Below are 21,660 nucleotides of genomic sequence, written 5' to 3' on the forward strand. Positions count from 1 at the left end.
AAAACGCGCGTTGATTTACTACCGCAAGTTTAGCGTCAGCGTAACTTGTGGTTGCTCATGTTGTCAGTTTACAAACTTACGTCAGTTCATAAACTGACTCTGTGTTGAACCACAAGTTACGCTATCGCTAAACTTGCGGTAGTATATGTAGTTTTTCAATTGGCGTTTTTGGCTTCGTTTCCAGAAATGAGGCCGAAAACAGGAAAGCCCGAGGCAACTGCTTCGGGCTTTCCTGTTTTATAGAATATAGGTTTCTTATCTGCTGATGGGGAAACCCAGTGACAGTTGAAACAAAGAATGACGGGCGTCTTTGAAATCACCGCGGGCAGGCGAATCCTCGGCCAGGTCTGTGAACGCGCCGTTGTAGCGCAAGCCTAAGCTAATCCCGCCTTTGGTGGCGTAACCAATGCCGGCGGCGTAGCCTACCTCAAAATCAGAATAGCCTTCTTTGCTTTTCTCACTGATGTTGCGGTCCACCAGTTCGCCGTTGCGGTACGTTTTGGTTTTGTCATTCACGCCCACCAGGTAGGACACCTGCGGACCGGCTTCAAAGAACAAGCCGCCTGCCTGAATTTTGGCCAGCACCGGCACATCTATGTAGTTGAAGTTGGCGGTGCCTTCGTAGCGGTATTCATCGCCGGCGGTGCCAATGGGGGTTTGAATGGTGTTGGTTACTTTGTCATCGTACTTGTAGCCTTTGTTGGAGTAGAGCACCTCGGGCTGAATGGAGAAAAAGCCGGGAACAATGGGCGCGTTGAAATAGATACCGGCGTTAAAACCAATTTTGTTGTTGAACCGTGACTCTTCCTTTAAATCGCCGGAAAGGTTGGAGTAGTTAAGACCACCTTTAAGACCGAAGGTAGATTGCGCCTGCGCGGTATATGAGGCCACTACGGCTGCTGCTAAAATGAATAACTTTTTCATGGTTGAAAAGATTTAAATGAATTTAAACGTGACAGCCGTATTTCAAACACTGTGCCTGTTTTTAGAAAAACCGGAGGTTTGATTGGTGGTAAATGAGCGTGAATATGCTAAGCTGTTGAAAATGAAGCATAAAAAAAGGAGGCACCTTGGTGGCGTCTCCTTTTTTTAAAAGCTAACTCAAGAGTTTATCTGCTTGGGAACAGGAAACCCACAGACAGAATGAACGCCGAATGACGGGCATTGGCCAGTTCATCTCCATCATTCTTGGCCAGTTTGTTGATGCTGCCGTTGTAGCGCAAGCCCAGGCTCAGGCCGTTGGGCAATTGATAGCCTAGGCCGGCGGCGTAGCCAATCTCAAACTCGGCTAAATCATCTTTGCTGATGCGTTCTGTCTCTTCATAGCTTTCATTTCCTCTCTTAAATTCACTATTATCAGTAACACTCAAAAGATATGAGGCTTGTGGACCACCTTCAAAGAAAAGTCCGCCTGCATTGATTCTAAGTAGCACTGGTAAGTCTAAGTAGTGAAAATTTCTGTCACCCTTTACTTTGAAGTCAACTCCTCCAACTGAGAATTTTTCATCACTGTACTGGTAGCCTTTCTGGGTGTAGAGCAACTCGGGCTGTAAGGAAAGGAATCCGTCGCCGGACAAGTCAAAGTTGGTGGTAATCCCGCCCATGAATCCGAACTTGTTTTTGTAAATATCCTCGTTCTGCAGATCCCCCGAAACGTTGGAGTAGGTAACGCCTGCCTTTAAACCCAAACGTGGTCCGGTCTGGGCCTGCGCCGCCCCGAAAGTAAAAATAGCTACTGCCAATAATGCAATCTTTTTCATGTTTTCTGATGTTAAGTGTTTATGCCTTGCAGCCAAGGCTACAGAGGGTAAATTGCTTCCCTTATACGGAGACGCCACAAAAGGTTGGCAGGTGTGAACTGTTTAAAGCTTTATTCGGCTGAAAGGGAAGTGAGGCGCGTTCTCAGAAAAAGATAATTTGCTGTAGGCAAGCGCTTGGCCTGTAAGGCGTTCTGCTACTTTAAATGAAAGCGCCTGAACTGATAACCCAGAACTTCTTGGGCACAAAAAAAAGGCCTGTGGAAGCAGGCCTTTTTTCATTTTAAAACTCAGAAGTCTTATCTGCCTCCCAAGGTGTAGCTGAGGGATAACTGGAACACGGAGTTTCTTGCTTTTCCGTCACTGTCATCAAAAATAGAAGTGATACCGCCTTGGTATCTAAGACCAATGCCTAAGCCAGTTGGCAGTTGGTAGCCCAAACCAGCGGCGTACCCTAATTCAAACTTGGCCATGCCATCATCATCACCGTCTAAAGACTTGCCGCCAATTTCCATAGAGGAGCTTAGCAAATAACCCAGCGTGGGGCCACCTTCAAAGAACAGACCGTCTGCGTTTATGCGTGCCAAGATAGGCAAGTCAAGGTAATTTAAAGACACTTCTGCATCGCCTAGAGGTGTGGCAGCCTCATAGCCTTTCATGGAGAACAACAATTCTGGCCTAATGGAGACAAAGTCAGAGATTCCATAGTCCAGGAAACCACCCGCGTGGAACCCAAATTTATACTTGGCGTCTGTTACATCGCCGGTAACGGAGGCGTAGTTACCGCCAGCTTTCAACCCTAATTTAAGGCCGTCCTGTGCTTGTGCCGCCAGTGTCATGAACAAGGCGGCCATAAAGAATACTAGTTTTTTCATAGTGGTAATAAGTAAGTGGTTAATAAGAATTTGGTAATGTTATTTACTGCTAATGTATTCTTGGTTTAGGCTCAGGGCAAGCATGGCTGTCTTTTCGTTTTCGGGCTCGTTTTCAGAAATGAGCCCGAAAACAGCAAACGCTTGCCCAAATTTTTCTTTCTGGAACTTATGGCCTTACGGTCTGCCTTGGTTGCCGGGCCAAATGTAAGCGCTAAATTTTATTTCTTTCTCCCTTCTCTGAGATTACTTATTGCCAATGGTGTAAGACAGAGAGAATTGGAAAGTGCTGTTCTTTGCCTTGTAGTTGTTGTGTTTGTCAAGGTTGGAGAGGCCGCCGTTGTAGCGCAGTGAAAAACCTATGCCATTCTCCAGTTCATAACTTACGCCCGCGGCATAGCCAAGATCCAATTTTCGGTAATCATTGTCGCCGGCGTTTTCTTCCTCTTCCGGTTCTTCTCCCTCAAATTCAGATTTGTATTTCAGGAACAATGAAGCCGTGGGGCCCGCCTGCAGGGCAATTCTGTTGATCCTATACTGCAGCAGCACCGGAACGTCAAGGTAATACAGCGTTTCACTGCCTTCGTATTTTCTGGTACCCAGTTGGTAGTTTTCGGGGTCATTCATGTATTCTTCCCAATCAATGTTCTCAAAGTCTGGCCCATTGAAGCTGAACTTGGCGCCTTTTATGGAATACATGACTTCTGGCCGAAGGGAAAACTGGTCAGTGAGCGCGACGTTTAAAAAGGCGCCCACGTGCAGGTCTGGTTTGTAGGTTACTTTAAAATCTGACATGCCCATGGCTTCCATTTCCTCTTGTTCTGCCATAGAGGGTTTTGCGTCTTTGCCAGTGAAGGTGCTATAGTTCATGCCTATTTTGAACCCGTAAGTAAGGGAGCTTTGCGCAAAAGAAACGTAAGTCATAAATAAGGCAATGGCCAGCAAGGCTAACTTTTTCATGAAGGTAAAAGGGTAAATTTATGTGTGGTTTGTGATTAGGCTTGGAGCGCCCTGCAGTGGCGTTCCAAGCCTACATATCACAGACAGGGTTGCCAGTATTAACCCCTACTAGAATTACTGGTTTATTTTAAAAAGTAAAAGGGGCACCGCCTGTTTGACCAGACAATGCCCCTTTTCTATTCCTACTAAAATGTGTTACCCTGCCCAGCCTTCTCTGTCTAAGCTGCGGTACTGGATGGCCTCGGCCAGGTGCTCAATCTTTATTTCCTCTGAGTCTGCCAGGTCGGCAATGGTGCGGCTCACTTTGAGAATGCGGTCATAGGCGCGTGCCGAAAGGCCCAGTTTTTCCATGGCGGCTTTCAGGAGCAAACGGCCGGCTTCATTGATGCGGCAGAGGTCTTTCACCATCTGCGGCGGCATCATGGCATTGGAGTAAATGTCTGGAAACTCAACAAAGCGGTCTGCCTGAATCTGGCGGGCTTTTTCCACGCGTTCTCTGATGTTGGCGCTGGTTTCGGCTTTGCGGGTTTCGGTCATCTGGTCAAAGGAGACGGGGGTGACTTCTACGTGCAGGTCAATGCGGTCCAGGAGCGGACCGCTCACTTTGTTCAGGTAGCGTTGCACCACGCCGGGGCCGCATACGCAGTCTTTGTTGGGGTCGTTGTAAAATCCGCAGGGGCACGGGTTCATGCTGGCCACCAACATAAAGCTAGCCGGGAAGTCGACAGTGAGACGCGCGCGTGAAATAGTCACTCTGCGTTCTTCCAGTGGTTGGCGCATGACTTCCAGCACGGTGCGTTTGAACTCGGGTAATTCGTCTAGGAACAACACGCCGTTGTGCGACAGGGAAATCTCGCCGGGCTGTGGGTTTCCGCCGCCGCCTACCAAGGCCACGTCTGAAATAGTATGGTGCGGTGCCCGGAAAGGCCTTTGTGCCAACAGCGTGCCCTGCGCGCCCAACTTCCCGGCTACCGAATGGATTTTTGTGGTTTCCAGCGCTTCATGTAAAGACAGCGGCGGCAGAATAGACGGAAGCCGTTTGGCCAACATGGTCTTGCCCGCGCCCGGCGGACCAATCATGATTACGTTATGGCCACCGGCGGCGGCAATCTCCAGGGCGCGTTTAATGTTTTCCTGGCCCTGCACATCAGCGAAGTCTGCGGTGTATTGCGTGACACTGGTCTGGAAAATATCACGCGTGTCAATCTTGAGCGGGGTAATGGTCAAATCGCCTTTCAGGAAGTCAATGGCTTCTTTGAGCGTGGAAACGCCAATCACATCTAAGTTATTGACAATGGCTGCTTCCTGGGCGTTTTGTTTGGGCAGGATAAAGCCTTTGAAACCTTCTTTGCGCGCCTGTATGGCAATGGGCAGCACACCTTTGATAGGCCGTAGTTCACCGTCCAGCGCCAGTTCGCCCATGACAATGTATTGGTCTAAATGGTCTGCGGGCAGTTGTTCTGAGGCGGAAAGAATGCCCAGCGCAATAGGCAAATCATAGGCAGAGCCTTCTTTGCGGACGTCGGCGGGCGCCATGTTGATGACAATTTTCTGCCTTGGCACTTTGTAACCGTGGTGCTTTAACGCCGATTCTATGCGTTGCTCGCTTTCTTTGATGGCGTTGTCTGGCAAACCTACCAGAAAATACTTGGTGCCGGGCGTTACGTTTACTTCAATGGTGATGGTGAAGGCATTGACGCCCTGCACAGCGCTTCCGTAGGTCTTTACAAGCATGAAATTTGAGATACGTTGTGGCTATTTTTCTTGTGGGAGGCAACAGCAATCTGGGTCAATAAATTCCGGGACCGGGCAGAAAGCAGAAGAGCGAAGGCGTTTTTGGCTCCGTTTCCAGAAATGAGCCCGAAAACGGCTTCCTCGCATTGAACCCCCAATGCTAGGTTTGAGGGTGGACCTGCTTCAGTTTCTTTAAGGCATCCCACTCCGCCGGCGCCGTCAGGCAAAGAATATCCACCACTTCCAGATACGTGATTTTTTCTTTCAGATAATAGGAGATAATGGCGTCTTTGGCCTCGGCCAGCTCACAGGCTTTGGTTTTCTGGAAACGCGTGGAGAGCACCGAGCCGTCATTGAAATGCAGGTGCAGCGTGTTGTTTACTCCCATTGACTGGTCGTTTTCAAAAAAGCCGGTCACATCTAAAAAATCGGTGTGCTTGGTGGCGCCCATGAAATCTATGCCGCTGAACGCTACTTTCTCTATTGTTTCAATTGGGTATACATGACCTGCCACCTGAATACCGTCTGGCAGGAACAAGATATAGCCATCTACCTCGCCATGCAGAATTTCATACTCGCCCAAGCCCTTGAATTTCAACAGCAAGCCCAACGCGTAGAGTCCCACACAGCCCGCTAGCAAGGCCTCTATCACCATTTCTGAGGGAGACTCAACTAAGGTACTCAGAAGCACCAGTAGGACCAATTGAACCGCAATGCCCAGATAGATAAGGGCTGTTTTGGTCCAGTGAAAGGAGGTAGGCGGATGATAAATACCAAAATGTTTCACGAGTGCTGGCGTAACGGTGTGGTACTTTTTTCTTAATGGGACATCTGCTTCTCCAGCAGCAAAATCAAAATATGAATCACCTTAATGTGGATTTCCTGAATTCTATCGGCGTAGCCGAAATGGGGGACGCGAATCTCCACATCGCTGAGCGCAGCCAGCTGTCCGCCGTCTTTGCCGGTCAAACTCACTACTTTGGCCCCAATTTTCTTGGCGGCCTCGGCGGCTTTCAAGGCATTGCCCGAGTTGCCAGACGTACTGATGGCCAGCAACACATCCTCGGGCTTGGCCAGGGCCTCTACGTAACGCGAGAACACATCTTGGTACCCGTAGTCATTGGACACGCAGCTCAAATGGCTGGGGTCTGAGATGGAGATGGCCGCCATGGGTGCCCGGTTTTCGCGGTAGCGGCCGGTGAGTTCCTCGGCGAAGTGCATGGCATCACACATGGAACCGCCGTTGCCGCAGGACAAGATTTTACCACCGTTTTTAAGGCTTTGGCCCATGAGCAGGGCGGCTTGTTCAATGGCAGAGAGCGTGGCAGGCTGCGCCAGAAAATCTGTGAGCACCTGTTGGGCCTGCTGCAATTCTGTAGTGATGAGGGCGGAATATGAGGTCATTTACGGTAAAGGGCGTTGGTCTGGCCTTGGCGGCAGATTGGTGTTTTGGTCTGGGCGAAAATTAGGCGGTGTAGGGTACGTGCTAGGCGGCTGTTCAAGCGGGCTGGCCGTTGGTTTGGCCGGACCCGGCGTGGCCAGCAAAGACGCGTTAGATGATTTCATGCGTTCATCATACAGCTGCGCCTTGAGTTTGGTGATTTCACGGTGTTCCTGCTCCAGTCCTTTTTTCAAAGAGGCAATATACGCGTTTTCCACCAAGAGTTCAGTCAGCAGGAGCAAGGCGCCCACCCACAACAAACCACGCAGGAAACTCCCCGCGTCTGGCAAGTCAAACAAGGTCACAAACTTGTCCACGCTCAGAATGCGCAGTAAAAACAGCAGGGCAATGACCAGGTACACCATCACCGTCACATTGATTATTTTCTTTACGTTTTCCATAGAGGTAAGCTAGAATCAAACATTAGATATGCTGAATATTCTAGGGTGTACGCAAACGCCGCAATTTCGCTGTGTCCAGTGGTAATGACTTCCGTTTTCGGCTTCATTTCCAGAAATGAGCCCGAAAACGGAAAGTTGTCTCCATGAAAAATCCCCTGCCGGCGCATGATGCAGCCAACAGGGGATTTCAAAACGATCAGCAATGAACAATTTACATGTTTTGCATTTGGGTGAGTTTGTAGTACAGGCCGCCTTGCTGCACCAGTTGCGCGTGGTTGCCGCGTTCTACAATGCTGCCGCCCTGTATCACAATGATCTCATCTGCGTGCTGAATGGTGCTCAGGCGGTGCGCAATGACCAGGGACGTGCGGTTTTTCATGAGGTTAGTCAAGGCTTCCTGCACCAGTTTCTCAGATTCCGTGTCCAGCGCCGAGGTGGCTTCATCCATGATCAAGATGGGCGGGTTCTTGAGAATGGCGCGGGCAATGCTCAGGCGCTGGCGCTGGCCACCAGATAGTTTCCCGCCGCGGTCGCCAATCACGGTCTGGTAGCCGTTGGGCGAATTCACGATGAACTCGTGCGCGTTAGCAATTTTGGCGGCGGCTATGACTTCTTCTTCGGTGGCGTCTGTCTTGTTGAAAGCAATGTTGTTGAAGATGGTGTCATTGAACAAGATGGATTCCTGGGTCACAATGCCCATCTGGGCCCGTACAGAATGCAAAGAACAATCCCGCAGGTCTGTGCCGTCAATCAAAATAGCGCCTTCGGTGGGGTCATAAAAACGGGGCAACAGATCGGCCAGCGTAGACTTTCCGCCACCAGATGGTCCTACCAGTGCCACTGTTTTCCCTTTGGGAATGCGCAGGTTTATGTGCTGCAGGATTGGGTCATCGGCGTACTTAAAACCAACGTTTTTGAACTCAATCTCCTGGGTGAACGTGGGCAGCACTTTGGCGTCTGGCTTGTCTCTGATGAGTGGTTGGGTGTCCATCAAGGTCAGCACGCGGTCACCGGCCACCAAACCCCGCTGAATATTGCTGAACGCGTTGGAGATGGCTTTCACGGGCACCAACACCTGCGAGAACAGCGCCAAGTAAGCCACTAATTTGGGTCCTGTCAGCTCAGACTCGCCTGCGAGCACCAGGGAGCCGCCAAAATAGAGGATGCCCGCCACCACGCCCACGCCCATAAACTCTGAGAACGGCGAGGCCAGGCTGCGTTTGTTGTTCATAGACGTGATGATGTGGGCATAACGGTCATTGCTCTGCTTGAACTTTTGAATCACGTAGGGCTGGGCATTGAACCCCTTGATCACCCGCAGACCGCTCAAGGTTTCATCAATAATGCCCAGAATGGTGCCCAGAGATTCCTGGCCTTCCGTAGATTGCCTTTTGAGTTTTTTGGCGATGCTGGAAATCACCAGGCCAGAGGCCGGCAACACCAGCAAACTGAAGAAAGTCAATTGGGGTGACAGGTAAAACAATACCCCAAAATACCCGAACAGATAGAAAGGCTCCCTGAACAATACGTTGAGCGTGCTCACCACGGAGTTCTCCACCTCTTGCACGTCATTGGTGAGCGTAGACATGATGTTGCCTTTGCGTTGGTTTGAGAAAAAGCCCAACTGCAGCTGCGTGATGCGTTCATATACCTGTTGCCGAAGGTTTTTGACTACTTTGGCCCGCACTTCGCCTTCAATTCTAAGCCCTATGTACTTGAATATATTGGAGAGCAGCACAGACCCGATCAACAGAAAACAGATGAATTTAAGCGCCCCCATGGTGCCCTGAGCGCGCACTACCTGCCCAAAATAATAGTTGAAGAACTGCTTCGGCCAGTCAAAGGAAAGCTCAAAGGCCGGCGGGGCGGTAAGGATTGCCTGTGGCTCTTGTACCTGGTCAAAGAGCACCGACATCAAAGGTGCCAGCAAGGTGAAGTTCATGACCCCAAAAATGGTGGCCAGCAGCGTGACAAGGGCATACCACGGCACATACTGGCTGAACGGCCTGGCAAAGCTAAGAATGCGGAAATACGTTTTCATTGCCGCAAAGGTACGGCTTTGGTTTGGAAAACAGCGCGTTTGGGAGCAGCGCCGTTTTGAGGCTCATTTCTGGAAATGAGGGCAAAAACGGGCGGAGGTTGATTCACCAACTGTGAATAATAGTAGTAAACAGATTTGATGGATATAGGTGATTGCATTGGTTAAACCGCTGGCAAATCCCGCGCTTTTACGGTCACTACCTGCCCGTCTTTGGAGAAAACCAACTCCCCGTCTTCTTTCTGTTTTTTTCTAATAAGGCGTTCCACGGCCAAGTCAAGTCCTTTTAGGATTTTCTCCCGCAAAACTGCTGTATCAACTTTTTCTCTAGCCATGGCTTAGTGTTTTAAGCTTCTCCCAGACTTCTTTGTCTTGAATGTTTACCTCTTGTTCTTCCTGCCTTTCCGCTACTATGCTATACGGGGTCTGAGAATTATCAATCACCATCCAGAAATCACAGATTGGGAGGAATAGTTTGAAAAGGTTGTCAATTCCCCTGGTATACCTACGCTTGATAACGTCTTCCGGAATATGGTGCCCACCTTCAGCTACTCTTTTCTTAACTCTGGCAATGGCAAGCTCTGGTGAGTTTAACCAAAAGTAAACCAAATTGATATGATAGCCAACCTGTTTCGCTTTTTTGATAGTCTGCGCGTAGCTTCTGGTAGCCAAGGTTGTTTCTAAAGCAAAGTCAGTTTTCTTGTTCAGAAGTTCTTCAATCCTATGGAGCATGATCCTGCCCGCCTCAATGGCTACTTTCTCTGGCTGAAAAGGCGAAAGTCCGCGGGCAATCTCATCAGCGTTGACAAACTCCTGGCAGTCTAACATTTCAGGCAGAACGGTGAAAGAAGCAGTTGTCTTGCCTGCCCCGTTACACCCAGAAATGATATATAAGTTAGGCATACACACGCAATTTTAAAAATCATGTGACCGCTGCGGCATGTTCCAACGCAACGTAAAAGCAGTAAACGCGCTGTTCTGGTCAAAGGCGTTGTCATTGGCGTCTACGCGGCGCAGAATCTGGGTCACGTCTAGGTGCATGTTGTAGAGCAGTTGGTAAGACAGGCTGGCCTCACCGTACAGTTGGTTGGTGGTAACGCCATCGCCTATAGAATAACCATAGTCCCCGGCGCGGGTGTCATAAGGTTTCAAGACGTTTCCCCCGAAGTTGCTGGCCGGGTTGCGCGGCTCCGGGTCCTGGCCGTAGCGCGTGAGAATGGCTTTACCGGTGAAGGTGAGCTTGGGCAAGGGCTGGTAGCGGACAATGGCAATGGCCTCGGCTAGGTTGGCGCCCAGCGGGTGGGCCAGCGGCTGTTGGTAGTGCTGGTAGTTGTTGGCGGGGCTTTCATGCTGGTAGGTAAAGGGTCTCACCACATTAATCTCGCCGTGCAGGTCTAAGTTAGATACCCCAAACGCGTCTATGTATTTGGCCCCAGCCTGGATAGCGTATTTATTGCCCCACCAACCGTTACCGGCTTTGATTTCACTGAGCAAGAATTCATCTAGTACAAACTGACCATACAATTGCACGCGGTTGTAGATGTTCCATTTGAAGTCGGCACCTAATAAAGCGTTGTCCTGCGAGCCCAGGCCTTGTTCCACAGCGCGGTAGAAAATGATGGGGTTCAGGTACTGCAGCTCAAACCGACCGTAGCCCCGCCCAAAGATGGTAGACTCAAAAATACCCACGTTTAGGTTAGGCAGCAGGTTCACGCTGAGGTGGTGCAGGGCCATGTATTTCTTAGGATACAGTTGGTCGCGGCGCTCATGGTCGGCGGTGAGTTCTGCGTAGAGGTTGGTGTATTGCAGTTTCCAGACCTGGGTCTGCAGTTTCAAAAAGAAATACGGCGCGCTGTAATCAGAGAGAATCAAACTCCGGAAACCGTTGCCAATGAAATGGCGGTCATGGCCCAGCATTACGCTGATGTGCTTGGTGGCGGCGTAGTTGATGTAACCGCGGGCGGTGAAAAAATCATAGCCATCGCCTTTGAAATCTTTCCAGTAGCCTTCATGCGGCACCACGGTGTCGCGCACAATGCGGTTGTTGACCCAACCCGGGAACTTCATCTGGTTCTCAGCCAGAAACGTGTAGAAGCCCAGTTTTTCGTCTAAGCTACCTTCTACCTGCACGCCGCGCGAGTTGATGTAGCGCAGGCCGTCGGTCTCGTTGTCTTTGCCTGCTTGCAGGCCCACCACCGGATTCACCCTGAGCGTGAACTCGGGGCTTTCATAGCTGTAGAAATCTGACTTCCGCTCCTGAAAATATTTCAGGAAAGTGCGACGGCTGGTGTTGTTGCGGTCATAGCGCGTGTAGTTCCAGTTGTCATTGAGCAGAAACTCCTTGTTGTATTGGTCCACGCCAGACTGTGAGCTTAAATCCTGTTCGGCGGTTTCGGCCAAAGTCGCCACGCGCGCCCGTCCGTAAGGTTTAAACGAGGTGTGCAGGTTCTCTGTGTTGTATTTAATGTGGTAGCGGTCAATGACGCGGTACACATCTGCGCTCAGCGGCACGGTGGCGTCTTGCCCCAGTACCGAAAAACTGAAAGCCAACGACAGAAAAAGCAGGGTATAGATAGGTTTCATGGGCGGTTTTATGCGGGTAAAGATAGAAAGGAATTTTGAGCGTGTACTTAGAGCGGGCCCCGTGGGTTGCCTTGCTTCAGAATTGGGCCTGTCTCGCATGAAATTGCAGGGCTGTTTTCGGCTTCATTTCCAGTTTAGAGCCCGAAAACGGATGTATTTGCCTGCTGCCTACGTTTGCATACCCAAACACTTTTCTGAAAACCGTAACTTGCGGGTCAAATGCTGCAATTGCTCACCAGAAACCAGATTGATAGTACCCAATGGGAAGCCTGCCTGGCCAGGGCCGAAAACTCTTTGGTATATGCGCACGCCTGGTATTTAGATGTAGTCTGCCAGAAAAAGTGGCACGCCATCATTGAAGTGCAGAACGGCCAATACGCGTCGCTTTTCCCTGTGCCGGTGACGTCTTTTTTAGGCCGAAAAATTGTGCCCTTGCCGTTGTTTGCGCAGCAGTTGGGTTTGTTTCTGACCAGGGAAAGCCAACAGAGAAACCCAGCCGCGTATCTGAATCTTCTGGCTCAGACGTATGACGAGGCGGTTTACCAGATGCCGGCCCAAAACTTCGAGCCAACTAATGTAGACTCACGCTGGCAATGGCGACACCGCCCGAACTACGAATTGACTTTAAGTGAACCGTATGACGTGTTGCGTCAGCGGTATTCCTCCAATGACTTAAAGCGGAACCTCAAAAAAGCCGCCGCCGCGCAGCTGGAGAAAAAACCGGCCACGTCTATGAAATGCCTGATTCAACTGTTCAGGTTGAACAAAGGGCTGGAGTTGACCGATTTGAAAGAGCGCCACTACCGCCGTTTGGAGAAACTTTTCCAGCGGGCGCAACAGGCGGGGGTGGGCCAGGTCTGGGAAGCGTGGCACGAAGACCAGGTAGTGGCCGCCGCCTTTTTCCTGCGCACGCCGCAGCGCACCACTTACCTGTTTGGAGCCAGCAACAAACGCGGCCGAAAAGTAGCCGCCATGGCCTTTCTGCTGGATTTAGCCATACGCGAAGAAGCAAGCACGGGCAAAACGTTCGACTTTGAGGGCAGCGAAATCCCGAGCGTGGCGAAATTCTATTCTTATTTTGGCGCGACGCCCGTGCCGTATGTATCTTTAAGCCTGCAACCTATACCTTCGGCCACCCAATGGATTCTAAACGCCTTCACATCCTTACGCAAACGCCTTCGTTAGCCAATCATTTCATTTCTGAGCTGCGCGATGTGACCGTGCAGAAAGACAGCCTCCGGTTCAGAAGGAATTTAGAGCGCCTGGGCGAAATGATGGCCTGTAAAATCTCTGAGACCCTGCCGTACGCCCAGAAAACCATCCAAACCCCGCTGGCCGAAACCCAACAAACGCTGCTGGTGGAGTTTCCGGTACTGGCCACGGTCTTGCGTGCCGGTCTGCCGTTTCACCAGGGCTTCCTGAATTACTTTGACTATTCTTACAGCGCGTTCATTGGTGCCTACCGGGTAGAAGGCGAACGCCAACTCAAAGTGCATTTAGATTACATGGCTTCGCCGGAACTGGAAGGGAAAGTGCTGGTGCTGGTTGACCCCATGCTGGCCACCGGCAAGTCTCTGGTGCAAACCTACCGTGACCTGCTCAAGTTTGGAACGCCCGCCCGCTTAATTGTGGCCGCCGTTATTGCCAGCCCAGAAGGCGTGGCCCATCTGCAGGCAGAAATACCAGAAGTGGAACTCTGGGTAGGCGCTCTGGATGAACGTCTAAACGAGCACGCCTACATTGTGCCCGGCTTAGGAGATGCTGGTGATTTGGCTTATGGTGCTAAGAAATAAGTAGAGTAAAAAAGTAGCTTCTTATGAACTGTAAAAGGTTGTTTGCTAGCGGTTTGTAATTTTGGCCATTGCCTAAAGTTTTACTAGCCAGACGCTATTTCAGGTTTGCTTACGTACTGGTGTAGGGCAAGCATTCTTTTCAGGTATTTTAAAGTCAGGGGACCTATGATATCTGCTGTTCTCAAATACGTTTCTGTGTATCTGCTGAGTTCCGTGAAGTTCATTGGGGGGCCAATGGCAGGCGTGACCATGGGTGTCTCTTTCTGGGCAACTATTGGTTTAACCGTGGCCGGCATGATGAGCAGCGTCTTCCTTTTCTCTCTGATTGGCACCGCCGTGCATAACTGGTACGTAGCCAGGCAACGCGCCAAGAACAAACCCATGTTCAGCAAGAAAAACCGTGTTATTGTCAAGGTCTGGAAGCGCTTTGGCATGTCTGGAATTGCGTTCCTCACCCCACTTTTTTTAACCCCTATTGGGGGCACCATTATGGCCACGGTTTTAGGTGTGTCAAAGAGTAGAATTATGTTTCACATGCTCTGGAGCGCTGTATTCTGGGGTTCCGCGTTTACATTTATACTTTTCGAATTGAGCCATTTGCCGTTTCTGCAGTTTCTCAGGTAATTGCTGATTGTTTTAAGAAAAACAGAAATGCCACAGCGAAGAACGTTGTGGCATTTCTGTTTTTGGCCTCGTTTTCAGAATTGAGCCCGATAACGGGTTCTCCTTAGTAATGGTGTTTATAAAGCGCGGATTCTCCCCTTGAGGGGAGCGCAGAGGGGTGTTTACACATTTGCTGGTAAAATTTTATCTATATGTCGCGTATTAAAGTCCAAGTCTTGTTTTTAGAAAGCTCGGGAAAATCCATGTTAATCAGCAATGCGTGCTCTCTTGTGTAAACACCCCTTTACGCTCCCCTCAAGGGGAGAATCCGCATGTAATTAAGGCTTTTCTTACTGGCCCACAAGTTCCTTTCAGGATGACAATTTAAGAAGGCTTCCTATTAACAGAAGTGCCACAGCGTTAAACACTGTGGCACTTCTTATTTATCAAAACCAAACAATCAACAATTAGCAATCAACAATTAAATCAATTACCGGCTTTTGCGTTTGCTGCCGCCGCCGGCTTTGGTTTTCTTCCAGCCGGCTTTTTTTAGGTCACGGGTTTTTTCGCCTTTGCCTTTGTTGTCATAGTTGGGGCGGGCTTTTTTCTCGTGGAACGCACCCTGGAAATCTGGGTCTTCTTTGCGGCGGCGGGCGTCCAGTTCCCGGTCCATGAGTTGCTGTTCCTCAAACGGGGTGTCGTGCACGCGCACCTCTGGCGGTAACGGCAACAGCGGAATCTTCATTTTGATGAGCTTCTCAATGCGGTCAATGTGGTGCATCTCAGCTTCATTGGCGAAGGTGATGGACGCGCCTTTCTGCTCTGCCCGGCCCGTGCGGCCAATGCGGTGCACGTAATCTTCATAAATGATGGGCACGTCAAAATTAATCACGTGGCTTACATCCTGAATGTCAATCCCGCGCGAGGCCACATCTGTCGCCACCAGGTAGCGTACTTCACCGTCTCTGAACGCTTCTACGGCGTTGATGCGGGTGTTCTGGCCCTTGTTGCCGTGCACCACGCGCACGCCGCCGCTGCCTTTGCGGTCCAGGAAATGGCTCACGTTGTCGGCGTTGGTCTTGCTTCGGGTGAAAATCATAACCCGGTTGAACGTCTCTTTGTCTTTGAAAAGGTAGTCCAGCAGTTCAATCTTGGTGCGCAGGTTAGGAACCTGGTAGAGCAATTGGGTCACCGTTTCTACCGGCGTGGCCTGGGGTGTTACTTCCACCACCATCGGGAATTCCAGGAACTCCTCAGACAAGATATGTACGCGTTCATGCATGGTGGCCGAAAACAACAGGTTCTGCCGCTTGCGCGGAATAATCTCCAGCACCTGCCTGATCTGGGGCATGAAGCCCATGTCCATCATTTTATCGGCTTCGTCTAAGACCAGCGTTTTGAGTTCTTTCAGGTGCAGTTCGCCTTTGCGGTAAAGGTCCATGAGGCGGCCGGGCGTGGCCACCAGAATGTCAATGCCGGCCTGAATGCGCTCCACCTGGGTTTTAGGGCCCACGCCACCGTAAATACCCACGGTACGCACGTCTAAATAAGCACTAAATTTGTGGATGTTCTCCTCAATCTGCATCACCAGCTCGCGTGTGGGCGCCAGGATAAGCGCACGCGGATGTTTTCCCTGCGCGAATTTCACTTTCATAAGCAGCGGCAGCACGTAGGCGGCGGTTTTGCCCGTGCCCGTCTGCGCGATGCCCATCACGTCATGCCCCGCCAGCGCCAACGGGATGGTCTGCGTCTGCACCGGCGTTGGTTTCTGGTAGCCCAGTTCCTGAATGGCGTTCAATAATTGCTTGTTCAGCTTGAATTCCTCAAAGCTGGGAACGGGTTCTGCTATGGTTTCTTCGGTATCAACGTCAGGGGCAGGCGTTTCCTGCGGCGCTTCTGACGGTATTTGCGGCTCTTGCTCCGGGGCAAGGTTTTTGTTTTCTTCTGCTATCATCACGGCAAAGGTACGCAATTGCATTTTGGTGTTCTAACTATACGTTTTCGGGCTCGTTTTGGGAAACGGAGGCAAAAACGGAAAGCTGGAAACTTACCTTTTTCTGGAATTAAGCCGTATCTTTCATTGTATAAACTACCGCTTCATGGAAAAAGTAGTAAAAATAGGGAAGCTTAAGGAGCAGGAATCTGATTTTCAATATTGGAAGAAGAAAACACCCCAGGAGCGACTTGCGGCCTTAGAAGTGCTAAGGCAACAGTACATGCAATTCAGGAAAGATGTTCACCCCAGACTTCAGCGAGTTTATAGCGTTATTAGTTGTAGGTCATTGGATTACAAACGAAAGAAAATAGAAAAAGCAGTGCGAAGTGAAAGTGAACAAGAATTAAAAAAAGTTCTTGATTTTAGACACAAAGAGGATTTTGGCCCAGATGAATATGATTTGATTAAAGAAGCTCTATTCGGTACTTGGCATAGTCAACATGAAGACTTGGTAAACATGATTTACCTAGAAAACTTAATGGATGATCGTTTTGTAGAACCCATAGTAGCTATAGCTTTAAATAAAGAAGTTTATAGAAGGTATGATGATGAATTAGAATCTACTTTAAGAAAATGTGTTCACGCTTTGAAAGCAATTAACTCCGAAAAATCTAATCAAGCTTTAGAAAAACTAGAAAAGCTTGGCAACGATAATATAAGGACTGTGATGGAGATGTATAGAAAGAACGGTATATAGTATCACCAGTACGATAAACATAAAGTTAGGTAAACCCCAGTTTGGCGTCCATTTCAGAAATAGAGCCTAAAAACGCAAGACAAATCAGAGTTCAGGGTTATCTTAGCTCCATGAACAGCATCCTGATTAAGAACGCCCAACTGGTCAACGAAGGCCAAATTCAAACCGCTGATGTGCTGGTGAAAGACGGCTTCATCCACACCATTTCGGCTTCCATTAACGCTCCGGCAGACACCGTCATTGACGCGAAAGGCCAGTACCTGTTGCCCGGTATTATTGATGACCAGGTGCATTTCAGAGACCCGGGCCTGACCTATAAAGCAGATCTATACTCTGAGCCACGGGCGGCGGTGGCGGGCGGCGTGACCACGTTCATGGAAATGCCCAATACCGTTCCCAACGCCACCACCCAAGAACTGCTACAGGAGAAATATGACATAGCCGCGCAGAAGTCCTTGGCCAACTACTCGTTCTTTATGGGCGGCACCAATGATAACCTCGCTGAAATCCTGAAAACCGACCCGCGCACCGTCTGCGGCATCAAACTGTTCATGGGGTCCAGTACGGGCAACATGTTGGTAGACAACGTGCAGACGCTGGAGGAAATCTTCAAGCAAAGCCAACTCCTGATTGCCACGCACTGCGAGGACGAAGCCACCATCAGGGCCAACATGCAACGCGCCATTGAACAATACGGCGAAGAAAATATTCCCATGGGTGCGCACCCAGAAATCAGGAGCGTGGAAGCCTGCTACAAATCCAGCAGCATGGCCGTGGAACTGGCTAAAAAACACAATACACGCCTGCACATCCTGCACATCAGCACCGAAGAGGAGTTGGAGCTGTTTGCCAATGACCTTCCGCTAGAGCAGAAGCGCATCACCGCCGAAGTCTGCGTGCACCACCTCTGGTTTGACGCCGCACAGTACGAGACACTGGGCGCACAGATTAAATGCAACCCCGCCATTAAGGAAGCCCGCCACAAGCAGGCGCTGTTCCAAGGATTGCTGGATAATAAGCTTGACATCATCGCTACAGACCACGCCCCCCATACCTGGGAAGAGAAACAGGCCGGAACGTATAAAGGAGCGCCCTCGGGCTTGCCGCTGGTGCAGCATTCTTTGCAGGTCATGCTGGCGTTTTATCAGCGAGGGGAAATCAGTTTGGAGCGAATAGTGGAGAAAATGAGCCATGCCCCAGCCATCTGCTTCCAGGTAGAGAAACGCGGTTTCCTGCGTGAGGGCTACTGGGCAGATTTGGTATTGGTTGACTTGGAGCAAAGCAAGACGGTAGCCAAAGACAATATCTACTATAAGTGTGGCTGGTCACCGCTGGAAGGCGAAACGCTTCCGGGTGTGGTTACCCATACCATTGTCTCTGGGCATTTGGCGTACCAGAATGGTGTATTTGATGAGAGCAAGAAGGGTGAGCGAGTCTTGTTTAGCAGGTAATAAAGTGAGGACTGAATTATTAATGCTTTCAACCTTTGTAAAGGTTTTAGTATTTCTTATTGGGTTTGGATTTGTTTTTTGGAATCTAGGCAAAGGCCTTATAAAAGGAACGCCCGGTTGGCAGACAAAGACTCTAAAATACTTCTTTTTGACCGCTGGCGCAGTTATTGGGATAATATTACTAGATTATGTAATTGTCTATTTCGTGAAACCCTAGTACTCTTAAGTGCTTCAGTTCAGAGAAGTGAGGAACAGTGATTTGAGAATTTCGTATCTTTAGTTAAGACTTACCAATTATAGGATGCCATGTCTACAGTAGAGCTTAAAGATAGATTGATAGATAAAATCTTGCATACAGAAAACCCTGAACTTCTGGGGGAGGTGTTCAGGCTTTTGGAGATGGGCAACGAAGAAATGGAGCCATTGCGGCTTTCAGAATTCCAGCAGAAAGCCATTGTAAAAGGGCAGGATGATATAAAAGCTGGCCATTTCCTTGCCAATGAGCAGGCCGACAACGAGATTGAAAAGTGGCTAAACGAATAATATGGTCACTGAAAGCGCAAAATGACCGAAGACAAATCTTGTACTATTGGGCTCAGCGCAATCAATCCAAAACTTATAGCAAAAAGCTTTTTCGGCTTTTTCAAAATGCTGCTACCCTAATTTCGCAATATCCTGGTATTGGCACACCCACTAATTTAGGGAAGGTGAGGAGTAAGGTGGTGCTGGAATACCTTGTTTTTTATGAGGAAGTAAAAGATGCCATCCATATACTAGCTATCTGGGATACCAGGCAAGACCCAAATAAAATGGCGGAACAAATAACCTAAGGCGCCTAACATGTTTTGTAAACAGATGTTTGGCAACTGCTTGTAGGTTCACGGTGTATATCAGCCAGAGAAGTTTTTTAAAAATTCTCCCTCAAAACTTGCGTTGAATGCCCAAAGGCCCTACTTTTGTATTCAAATTACACGGTGGTCGTAGTTCAGCTGGTTAGAGCACCAGATTGTGATTCTGGAAGTCGTGGGTTCGAACCCCATCGATCACCCAAAATGCCCCTGAGAAATCAGGGGCATTTTTTGTTTTAGGCTCTGTTTCCAAAATAGAAGGCTAAAACAGAAACTGTTACTTTTGTAGAACCAAGGCCAGCCAATGGCAAAGCCTTCCTCTAGAGAACTTTAAAAGAAAAAATATGAGTCTATTAGTCATTGGGTCTGTGGCGTTTGATGCGCTGGAAACGCCGTTCGGGAAACGTGAGAAAATCATTGGCGGTGCCGGCACCTTCATTTCTATCTCGGCCAGCAACTTCGTGAAACCAGTGAACCTGGTGAGCGTGGTGGGCGGCGATTTCCTGACCTCTGACATTAAAATGATGGAAGGCAAGGGAATCAACACAGACGGCCTGCAGGTCAAAGAAAACGAAAAGTCGTTCTTCTGGTCGGGCCGGTATTTCAATGACATGAACAGCCGTGAGACGCTGGTGACAGAGCTGAATGTGCTCGGCGACTTCGACCCAATCATACCGGAAAGCTACCAAGACTGCCAGTATTTAATGTTGGGCAATTTAGCCCCGCAAGTGCAGCGGCAGGTGATTGAGCGTTTGAATAACCGCCCGAAGCTGGTGGTGATGGACACCATGAACTTCTGGATGGACATTGCCTATGATGACCTGATCCAGACCATCGGCATGGTAGACGTGCTGAGCATCAATGACGAAGAGGCCCGCCAGCTGAGCAAAGAATACAGCCTGGTCAAAGCCGCCAAGAAAATCATGGCCATGGGGCCGAAGTACCTGATCATCAAGAAAGGCGAGCACGGGGCGCTGTTGTTCCACAAAGAAGAAGTGTTCTTCGCGCCAGCCTTGCCGCTGGAGGAAGTGTTTGACCCCACCGGTGCCGGCGATACGTTTGCCGGAGGCTTTATTGGGTATTTGGCCAGCACAGATGACATCAGCTTTGAGAACATGAAACGCGCGGTGATCCACGGCTCGGCCATGGCGTCTTTCTGCGTAGAGCAGTTCGGTACGGAGCGTTTGATAGATCTGCAGCCAGAAGAAGTAGCCCAGCGCGTGTTGGAATTTGTGAAACTGGTGAACTTCCAGCCTAACAAAGCCTAAGCGTTTTCGGGCTCAGTTTCAGAAATGAGGCCAAAAACAGGAATGCCGCAGCGTGCCCACGTTGCGGCATTCCTGTTTTAAAAGCAAACCCATCACAACCAGCAACCAGCCATCAACAATTTTTCGTTTTCGGCCTCTGTTTCAGAAATGGGGCCTAAAACGGCAAGAAGTGTTACCTTAACCTCAGAATTCAAACCTCAGCCCCAGCCGCCCCATGAAACAGAAGAAAACCGATATTGCTCTGGCCATTTTTGTGGGGGCCGTGGTGTTCCTGGCCCTGGAGGCGGTAGTGTTCTACGGGTTGGTGAACTGGCTGGTGCCCACAGACCCGGCCGTGGAGGAGGAGGGCGGCATGATTGTGCGCAACTGGGGCAAGGTCATGTACTTCATTCTTATTTACATAGCCGTAGTGGTAAGCGCCATGCTGCTGGCCAGTTCGCAGGTGCCGCGCCATTACCGCCGCCACGTGCTGTTCTGGTTTTACCTGAGTTTGCCCACACTGCTGGTCATGCTGCTGGTGGCGTTCAGTTAAACAGGTGGTATACTTTTGCTAAAAGCCTTCGTATAGGAGGTATCACTTAACCAAAAAGGAGGCTATATGAGCAGCGATAAAAAAGACAATACCCACACCAAAGGCGAACATGATGCCGTAGGCAAAGGCCTGGAAGACCAAACCCAGCAGCACGACAGCAAGAAGTTTGACCCCACCGGCCAAACCCAGAACGACCCCGTAGACAAAGGCCTGCAGGAAGACGACAGCAAGGTGCAGAACCCCAACCGCAACCTAGCCAAAGGTGGCAACAATGACCGCGATGCCGCCCAACAAGGCTACGGCGACGGCGGCAACCGCCCCCGCAGCAACCCAAGTGACAACCAGGTAGACCGCGGCAACTAAGACTTGCCCGCGAGGTTCTAAACTGAATTTAAAGTGAATTTTTACTATGTATGAGAGATAGGTCTCTGGTAAGACTTCCTACTACTAGTCCTCAAAGACTTTTGGAAAGGAGCAAGACAAAAACCTATTTCAGCCAACCGGCGACTGTTCTTAGAAAAAAGAGCGGTCGCCGGTTTTTTTTGTGGACATGGGTGTGGGCGTGCCCCTGCGGGTCGGGCTATGCGCTGCAAGTCCTCGCTGGCGCTGCGGGCTTTCCGCTGCTATCCCTCACGCGTAGAGGAAATAGCAGCGGTCAAGATGTAGTGTGCGTTTTCGGGCTCATT

General features: G+C 49.8%; 23 protein-coding genes and 1 tRNA gene. 11 read left to right on the forward strand and 13 right to left on the reverse strand.

The window, feature by feature from the left end; all coding sequences use genetic code 11:
* Positions 1-255 precede the first annotated feature (255 nt).
* From IMY23_RS15825 to IMY23_RS15880, 12 genes are all read right to left on the reverse strand, one after another.
* A complete protein-coding gene (locus tag IMY23_RS15825) occupies positions 256-924 on the reverse strand; it encodes a porin family protein (protein ID WP_225986524.1) in 669 nt (222 codons plus the stop codon).
* 185 nt (positions 925-1,109) lie between these two features.
* Complete coding sequence (locus IMY23_RS15830; protein WP_192823027.1) at positions 1,110-1,760, reverse strand: porin family protein; 651 nt, start codon at positions 1,758-1,760, stop codon at positions 1,110-1,112.
* A 296-nt stretch (positions 1,761-2,056) separates the two neighbouring features.
* Positions 2,057-2,632: a porin family protein gene (locus tag IMY23_RS15835; protein ID WP_192823028.1), complete on the reverse strand. Its 576-nt coding sequence runs from the start codon at positions 2,630-2,632 to the stop codon at positions 2,057-2,059.
* A gap of 243 nt (positions 2,633-2,875) precedes the next feature.
* Positions 2,876-3,589, reverse strand: coding sequence for a porin family protein (locus IMY23_RS15840; RefSeq protein WP_192823029.1), 714 nt, complete (start codon positions 3,587-3,589; stop codon positions 2,876-2,878).
* Between the two features lie 195 nt (positions 3,590-3,784).
* Positions 3,785-5,323: a YifB family Mg chelatase-like AAA ATPase gene (locus IMY23_RS15845; RefSeq protein ID WP_192823030.1), complete on the reverse strand. Its 1,539-nt coding sequence runs from the start codon at positions 5,321-5,323 to the stop codon at positions 3,785-3,787.
* Between the two features lie 160 nt (positions 5,324-5,483).
* Positions 5,484-6,110 carry a hypothetical protein gene (locus tag IMY23_RS15850; RefSeq protein WP_192823031.1) on the reverse strand — a complete coding sequence of 209 codons (627 nt, stop codon included), beginning with the start codon at positions 6,108-6,110 and terminating at the stop codon, positions 5,484-5,486.
* Between the two features lie 32 nt (positions 6,111-6,142).
* On the reverse strand, positions 6,143-6,727 hold the full coding sequence (gene lpcA / locus IMY23_RS15855; protein ID WP_192823032.1) for a D-sedoheptulose 7-phosphate isomerase: 585 nt from the start codon (positions 6,725-6,727) through the stop codon (positions 6,143-6,145).
* The gene (locus tag IMY23_RS15860; RefSeq protein ID WP_192823033.1) at positions 6,728-7,165 is read right to left on the reverse strand and encodes a hypothetical protein; all 438 of its coding nucleotides are present in this window, start codon (positions 7,163-7,165) and stop codon (positions 6,728-6,730) included.
* A 211-nt stretch (positions 7,166-7,376) separates the two neighbouring features.
* Positions 7,377-9,206 (reverse strand): ABC transporter ATP-binding protein, encoded by a 1,830-nt coding sequence (locus IMY23_RS15865; RefSeq protein ID WP_192823034.1) that lies wholly within the window; start codon positions 9,204-9,206, stop codon positions 7,377-7,379.
* 161 nt (positions 9,207-9,367) lie between these two features.
* Entirely contained in the window at positions 9,368-9,538 is a 171-nt protein-coding gene (locus IMY23_RS15870) for a hypothetical protein (RefSeq protein WP_192823035.1), read from the reverse strand.
* The gene (locus IMY23_RS15875) at positions 9,531-10,106 is read right to left on the reverse strand and encodes a zeta toxin family protein (RefSeq protein ID WP_192823036.1); all 576 of its coding nucleotides are present in this window, start codon (positions 10,104-10,106) and stop codon (positions 9,531-9,533) included. The genes IMY23_RS15870 and IMY23_RS15875 overlap by 8 nt, the downstream gene beginning before the upstream one ends.
* 12 nt (positions 10,107-10,118) lie before the next feature.
* Positions 10,119-11,786: a hypothetical protein gene (locus IMY23_RS15880; RefSeq protein WP_192823037.1), complete on the reverse strand. Its 1,668-nt coding sequence runs from the start codon at positions 11,784-11,786 to the stop codon at positions 10,119-10,121.
* A 219-nt stretch (positions 11,787-12,005) separates the two neighbouring features.
* On the opposite strand from IMY23_RS15880, the gene IMY23_RS15885 reads away from it, so the two are divergent.
* The 3 genes from IMY23_RS15885 to IMY23_RS15895 all read left to right on the forward strand — a co-directional run bounded on the left by IMY23_RS15885 (position 12,006) and on the right by IMY23_RS15895 (position 14,203).
* On the forward strand, positions 12,006-12,971 hold the full coding sequence (locus tag IMY23_RS15885) for a GNAT family N-acetyltransferase (RefSeq protein ID WP_192823038.1): 966 nt from the start codon (positions 12,006-12,008) through the stop codon (positions 12,969-12,971).
* On the forward strand, positions 12,926-13,579 hold the full coding sequence (upp, locus tag IMY23_RS15890; RefSeq protein WP_192823039.1) for a uracil phosphoribosyltransferase: 654 nt from the start codon (positions 12,926-12,928) through the stop codon (positions 13,577-13,579). The genes IMY23_RS15885 and upp overlap by 46 nt, the downstream gene beginning before the upstream one ends.
* Before the next feature lie 165 nt (positions 13,580-13,744).
* The gene (locus IMY23_RS15895) at positions 13,745-14,203 is read left to right on the forward strand and encodes a hypothetical protein (RefSeq protein WP_192823040.1); all 459 of its coding nucleotides are present in this window, start codon (positions 13,745-13,747) and stop codon (positions 14,201-14,203) included.
* A gap of 469 nt (positions 14,204-14,672) precedes the next feature.
* On the opposite strand, the gene IMY23_RS15900 is transcribed toward IMY23_RS15895, so the two are convergent.
* The gene (locus IMY23_RS15900) at positions 14,673-16,160 is read right to left on the reverse strand and encodes a DEAD/DEAH box helicase (protein ID WP_225986525.1); all 1,488 of its coding nucleotides are present in this window, start codon (positions 16,158-16,160) and stop codon (positions 14,673-14,675) included.
* A 121-nt stretch (positions 16,161-16,281) separates the two neighbouring features.
* Here IMY23_RS15900 and IMY23_RS15905 point away from each other — a divergent pair, with 121 nt between their 5' ends.
* From IMY23_RS15905 to IMY23_RS15940, 8 genes are all read left to right on the forward strand, one after another.
* A complete protein-coding gene (locus tag IMY23_RS15905) occupies positions 16,282-16,875 on the forward strand; it encodes a hypothetical protein (RefSeq protein ID WP_192823041.1) in 594 nt (197 codons plus the stop codon).
* A 110-nt stretch (positions 16,876-16,985) separates the two neighbouring features.
* Positions 16,986-18,326 (forward strand): dihydroorotase, encoded by a 1,341-nt coding sequence (locus IMY23_RS15910; RefSeq protein ID WP_192823042.1) that lies wholly within the window; start codon positions 16,986-16,988, stop codon positions 18,324-18,326.
* Positions 18,327-18,632: 306 nt separating this feature from the next.
* The gene (locus tag IMY23_RS15915) at positions 18,633-18,869 is read left to right on the forward strand and encodes a hypothetical protein (protein ID WP_192823043.1); all 237 of its coding nucleotides are present in this window, start codon (positions 18,633-18,635) and stop codon (positions 18,867-18,869) included.
* Positions 18,854-19,156 carry a type II toxin-antitoxin system RelE/ParE family toxin gene (locus tag IMY23_RS15920; protein ID WP_192823044.1) on the forward strand — a complete coding sequence of 101 codons (303 nt, stop codon included), beginning with the start codon at positions 18,854-18,856 and terminating at the stop codon, positions 19,154-19,156. The genes IMY23_RS15915 and IMY23_RS15920 overlap by 16 nt, the downstream gene beginning before the upstream one ends.
* Positions 19,157-19,300: 144 nt before the next feature.
* Positions 19,301-19,374: transfer RNA gene (locus IMY23_RS15925), tRNA-His, on the forward strand.
* A 144-nt stretch (positions 19,375-19,518) separates the two neighbouring features.
* A complete protein-coding gene (locus IMY23_RS15930; protein WP_192823045.1) occupies positions 19,519-20,442 on the forward strand; it encodes a PfkB family carbohydrate kinase in 924 nt (307 codons plus the stop codon).
* A gap of 214 nt (positions 20,443-20,656) precedes the next feature.
* Positions 20,657-20,974, forward strand: a complete 318-nt coding sequence (locus IMY23_RS15935) for a hypothetical protein (RefSeq protein ID WP_192823046.1) — start codon at positions 20,657-20,659, stop codon at positions 20,972-20,974.
* Positions 20,975-21,040: 66 nt separating this feature from the next.
* A complete protein-coding gene (locus IMY23_RS15940) occupies positions 21,041-21,337 on the forward strand; it encodes a hypothetical protein (protein ID WP_192823047.1) in 297 nt (98 codons plus the stop codon).
* The last annotated feature ends 323 nt before the right edge of the window (positions 21,338-21,660 follow it).

It is taken from the genome of Rufibacter sp. LB8, from assembly GCF_014876185.1.
GTDB lineage: Bacteria > Bacteroidota > Bacteroidia > Cytophagales > Hymenobacteraceae > Nibribacter.

Excerpts from the sequence above, each read along its gene's own strand:
- IMY23_RS15825 (WP_225986524.1), bottom strand. The coding sequence starts at position 924 with ATGAAAAAGTTATTCATTTTAGCAGCAGCCGTAGTGGCCTCATATACC.
- IMY23_RS15830 (WP_192823027.1), bottom strand. The coding sequence starts at position 1,760 with ATGAAAAAGATTGCATTATTGGCAGTAGCTATTTTTACTTTCGGGGCG.
- IMY23_RS15835 (WP_192823028.1), bottom strand. The coding sequence starts at position 2,632 with ATGAAAAAACTAGTATTCTTTATGGCCGCCTTGTTCATGACACTGGCG.
- IMY23_RS15840 (WP_192823029.1), bottom strand. The coding sequence starts at position 3,589 with ATGAAAAAGTTAGCCTTGCTGGCCATTGCCTTATTTATGACTTACGTT.
- IMY23_RS15845 (WP_192823030.1), bottom strand. The coding sequence starts at position 5,323 with ATGCTTGTAAAGACCTACGGAAGCGCTGTGCAGGGCGTCAATGCCTTC.
- lpcA (WP_192823032.1), bottom strand. The coding sequence starts at position 6,727 with ATGACCTCATATTCCGCCCTCATCACTACAGAATTGCAGCAGGCCCAA.
- IMY23_RS15860 (WP_192823033.1), bottom strand. The coding sequence starts at position 7,165 with ATGGAAAACGTAAAGAAAATAATCAATGTGACGGTGATGGTGTACCTG.
- IMY23_RS15865 (WP_192823034.1), bottom strand. The coding sequence starts at position 9,206 with ATGAAAACGTATTTCCGCATTCTTAGCTTTGCCAGGCCGTTCAGCCAG.
- IMY23_RS15870 (WP_192823035.1), bottom strand. The coding sequence starts at position 9,538 with ATGGCTAGAGAAAAAGTTGATACAGCAGTTTTGCGGGAGAAAATCCTA.
- IMY23_RS15875 (WP_192823036.1), bottom strand. The coding sequence starts at position 10,106 with ATGCCTAACTTATATATCATTTCTGGGTGTAACGGGGCAGGCAAGACA.
- IMY23_RS15880 (WP_192823037.1), bottom strand. The coding sequence starts at position 11,786 with ATGAAACCTATCTATACCCTGCTTTTTCTGTCGTTGGCTTTCAGTTTT.
- IMY23_RS15885 (WP_192823038.1), top strand. The coding sequence starts at position 12,006 with ATGCTGCAATTGCTCACCAGAAACCAGATTGATAGTACCCAATGGGAA.
- upp (WP_192823039.1), top strand. The coding sequence starts at position 12,926 with ATGGATTCTAAACGCCTTCACATCCTTACGCAAACGCCTTCGTTAGCC.
- IMY23_RS15895 (WP_192823040.1), top strand. The coding sequence starts at position 13,745 with ATGATATCTGCTGTTCTCAAATACGTTTCTGTGTATCTGCTGAGTTCC.
- IMY23_RS15900 (WP_225986525.1), bottom strand. The coding sequence starts at position 16,160 with ATGCAATTGCGTACCTTTGCCGTGATGATAGCAGAAGAAAACAAAAAC.
- IMY23_RS15905 (WP_192823041.1), top strand. The coding sequence starts at position 16,282 with ATGGAAAAAGTAGTAAAAATAGGGAAGCTTAAGGAGCAGGAATCTGAT.
- IMY23_RS15910 (WP_192823042.1), top strand. The coding sequence starts at position 16,986 with ATGAACAGCATCCTGATTAAGAACGCCCAACTGGTCAACGAAGGCCAA.
- IMY23_RS15915 (WP_192823043.1), top strand. The coding sequence starts at position 18,633 with ATGTCTACAGTAGAGCTTAAAGATAGATTGATAGATAAAATCTTGCAT.
- IMY23_RS15930 (WP_192823045.1), top strand. The coding sequence starts at position 19,519 with ATGAGTCTATTAGTCATTGGGTCTGTGGCGTTTGATGCGCTGGAAACG.
- IMY23_RS15935 (WP_192823046.1), top strand. The coding sequence starts at position 20,657 with ATGAAACAGAAGAAAACCGATATTGCTCTGGCCATTTTTGTGGGGGCC.
- IMY23_RS15940 (WP_192823047.1), top strand. The coding sequence starts at position 21,041 with ATGAGCAGCGATAAAAAAGACAATACCCACACCAAAGGCGAACATGAT.